Here is a 3,819-nt window from a genome sequence, read left to right on the forward strand (position 1 = left end):
AGGGCCGTGCCTGCAGGATTGGGCAGTTCAGCAAAGGAATCACGCCATTGCTGCACCCAGAGCTGCTGACTGCGCTCGTACAGCGCCATCAGGGAGTCGACGGCGCGCTCTTCAAAATCCACCCGCAGATCCAACAGGGGGAAAGCCGCCTCACCGCTGACCTGCAGGGCAGCCGAGGTCGCATGGGGGGAGCGCAGATCACCGCCGGCCTCCTCACCGGCGCGAAGGGCGCTCAGCAGGCGACGCCCCAATTTCCAGGAGGGATCACTCAACAGAAAGGCCTCCTCCATCGCCAGCAGGACAGCCTCGCCAGCGAGAAAGTTGCCCGCGACCGCCAGATCCGGATGGCAGCGATGGCTGGCATAGGGACCGCATTCAGAGCCCGTCCAGCCCGCCGTACGGCCGCAGGCATCAATCAGGTGCAGCTGACGGTGCTCCATCTGCGGGTCATCCCGCAACAGGCTGGCCAGGACGGTTTCCGCATCCCGGTTCTGCTCCATGCGCTCGAGGCCGCAAATCCCCAGATAGGGGTTCGTGTGGGCCTGGGTCGCGACGGCCCCAACCCCAGAGCGGATATGGGGAACCGTTGATCCGACGGCGAGGTGACAGGTGGCAACGGCCACGCCAAAGCGCCCGTTGGATGGATCCCGCGCCAGGATTGAAAAGGTCATCCCGAGAGCTGGGCATCCAGGCGCAGAAACGCCTCCAGCAAGACCGACGTTCCGGCAACACACTGCTCAAGGCTCGTGTACTCGGCCGCGGAATGGCTCAGGCCCCGATGGCTTGGGACAAAAACCATGCCCATCGGCCAACGGCGGCCCAATTCCTGGGCGTCATGGCTGGCGCGACTGGGAAGGGCGCTGTGGGAGAAGCCCAAGGCTGAGGCCGAGGCGGCGATCGCCTCCATCAGCAGCGGTGCAGCCGGGGTCGGATCCACAGAGAACTGGGGCTCCATCGTCACGCTGCAACCACTGGCCTCAGCAATAGACGCCAGGCGTTCCTCGAGCTGCGCACTCAGGGAGGCCAAGACCTCGGGGTCCAGATCGCGCAGATCGACGCTGCACTGAACCTCCCCGGGAACGACGTTGGCGGCATTCGGCCAGACCTCAAATCTGCCGACCGTGGCCACCGGATCACCGGGGTGCTCGAGGGCCATGGTCTGAACCGCCAAGACGACCTGCGCGGCGGCCACCAGGGCATCCTGCCGCTGATCCATCGGCGTCGTACCGGCGTGGTTCGCCTGCCCGCAAACGCGGATCGTGAAACGGCGCTGGCCGACCACCCCTTGAACGACACCAATGCTGTCGCCGCGTTGCTCCAGGACAGCACCCTGCTCCACGTGGAGCTCGAGAAAAGCAGCAATGGCGTCATCGCTGCGGGCCGCAGTGGTCAGGCGCTCCCAGTCCCCACCGAGGCGAGCCAGGTTCCGCTCAATCGGATCACCGTTACTGGTGGTGTAATCGCTGGGGTCGCCACTGGCCGTTCCGGCCATCCCTTTGCAGCCCACCATCGTGGACTCCTCATCGGCAAAGACGATCAGCTCAAAAGGGTGCCGCAGCTGAAGCGAGGCATCCTTCAGGCAGCGGACCAGTTCCAGTCCAGCCAAGACGCCGAGGGTGCCGTCGTAGCGACCACCGGTTGGAACGGTGTCCAGATGTGAGCCGCTCACCAGCGCGGGGAGGTTGGGCTCTGAGCCCTCCAGGCGGCCAATCAGATTGCCGGCGGCATCGATGCGCAGGCTCATCCCCGCGTCGATCAGCCATTCACTCAGCAGTTCACGGCCCTGACGGTCCTCGGCGCTGAAGCCGCGCCGGCAAATGGAACCATCTGGCTGAAGACCGACTTCGGCCATGGCCTCCAGGGAGGCCAGAAGGCGCACGGCGTTGACCGAAGGTCTTTTCAGTTGTGCGGTGGGCGCGAGGGTTTGGGAGCCCGGGGCAGAGAGAACCAACCGCAGACCTGCATGTTCAAAAGAGCCTCCCCACCATCCGCTAGGTGGGCGAAGTGCTGCGTAACGGTTGCGACCGTTTAGGCCGCAGCGGCCGGGTGCCAGCCGAGGGCATCGGCCTTGGCGCGGGCCTGGGCCGGCACATCCGCGGCAATGAACATCCGGTGCAACATCTGCACGCCAAGCAGGTGGTTGATCATGGCGTCCATCTGAACGCGGTCCGCATCGGTCGTGGCCGGGTCGTCATGGCGGGCGAAGAGGGCCCGAACACCCGCGACGCTCAGGAGTCCCGCCGCCTCGATCGCCTGATCACTCAGGTAGTCATCGGCCAGCTGCTTCATCTGCTCCCACTTCTCGGGCTCGGTGTGGGCCGGCGGAGCCATGAAGGCAAATTTTTCGCGCTTGTAGAGCACCTCCGGCAAAAGGCCCGCCATGGCCTCGCGCAGGACGTACTTCTCGGTCTTGCCCTTGATCCGCAGCTCAGGTGGGACCTGAACCGCCGCTGCCGCCAGGTGGTGATCCAAGAAGGCCGGACGCGCCTCCATGGAGTTGGCCATGTCCACCCGGTCACCACCCCAGGTGAGGATCTGGCCCTCCAGCATCGTCTTGATCCAGACGTACTGGGCCTTATCGAGGGCATGGCGCCCCTCCAGCTGATCGGGATCCAGGGTCTTGGCGATGGCCTGGCCCGGCGAATAGTCCGAGAGGGCCGAGCGATGGGCCTCCGCGAGCAGGGCCGGCACCAACGGCGCACAGGCCAACCAAGGCTGGAGGCAACTGGGGGTGAAGCCCACGACCGCATCAAGGTCGGGGTCATCCACTTGATCCGCCGCCAACATCGCCCCCTGCACCAAGGCATTGGATTGCTGCAGCAGGTCTTCCCAGGCTTTGCGCTCCGGCTCCGGCAGATCCTGCAGACCGTGCAGGAACATGTCGCGGCGGAAGGCGGGATAGCCACCGAAGAGCTCATCGGAGCCCTCTCCGGTCATCACCACCTTGTAGTTCACGCTGTTGACGTGGCGGCTCATCAAGAACTTGGCCACCGCCAGGGTGTTGTAGATCGTGCGCTCCGTGTGCCAGAGGGTGCGCTCCATCCAGCCATAGAGCTCCTTGCCCGAGAGACGCATGACGTCCTGCTCAGCGGCTGTGGCCTCGGCCATCTCCTGGGCGATGGGCGACTCGTCGTAGCGCGCGTCGTCAAAGCCAATGGTGAAGGCCTTCACCGGGCTCTGGCTGACGGCAGCGGCCAGCCCCAGGATTGAGCAGCTATCAATGCCTCCGGAGAGGTAGCAACCCACCGGGACATCAGCGACCATCCGCAACTCCACCGCTTCCAGCAGGGCGGCACGGATCGCCTCGATGTGGTCGGCTTCACTCTTACTGCTGTCCCGCTCGCCCTGGCGCGGGAAGTCCATGTCCCAGTACTTCCAGGTCTCCACCTCAAGGTTGCCGTTGCGCCGGCGAACACTGATGCCATGGCCAGGCGGCACCTGATGGATGCCCGCGAAGGCCGTGGTCCCGGGGACCATGGTTTGCATCAACTGGTGGAAGAGCCCTTCGGAGGTGAAACGCCGCTCGACCGCCGGATGGGCAAACAGGACCTTGAGTTCCGAGCCAAAGACCAAGCCCTGGGGTGTGATCGTCCAGTACTGGGGTTTGATCCCGAAGCGATCCCGGACCAGGTGCAACACATCGCCGGCCTCGTCGTAGATCGCGAAGGCGAACTCACCGCGCAATTGGGGCAGCGTCGCCCCTAAACCCTGCTGTTGATAGAGACGCAGCAGGATCTCGGAATCGCTCTTGCTGCTGAAGCGAACACCGCGGGCCGTCAGATCGGCGCGGATCCGCTGAAAGTCATAGAACTCGCCGTT

Annotated in this window: 3 protein-coding genes; all 3 read right to left on the bottom strand. The window is 64.8% G+C overall.

The window, feature by feature from the left end; translation table 11 throughout:
* The coding region (locus tag QZ184_RS10720) for a DUF1028 domain-containing protein (protein ID WP_296419574.1) at nt 1–671 on the bottom strand (671 nt) is incomplete at its 3' end.
* Nucleotides 668–1,951, bottom strand: coding sequence for a Zn-dependent hydrolase (locus QZ184_RS10725; protein WP_296419577.1), 1,284 nt, complete (start codon nt 1,949–1,951; stop codon nt 668–670). The genes QZ184_RS10725 and QZ184_RS10720, both read right to left, overlap by 4 nt.
* 77 nt (nt 1,952–2,028) lie before the next feature.
* A partial coding sequence (gene asnB, locus QZ184_RS10730; RefSeq protein WP_296419579.1) for an asparagine synthase (glutamine-hydrolyzing) occupies nt 2,029–3,819 on the bottom strand: 1,791 nt, incomplete at its 5' end.

It is taken from the genome of Vulcanococcus sp. DEBay_Sum22DG08_74, from assembly GCF_017852955.1.
GTDB lineage: Bacteria > Cyanobacteriota > Cyanobacteriia > PCC-6307 > Cyanobiaceae > Vulcanococcus.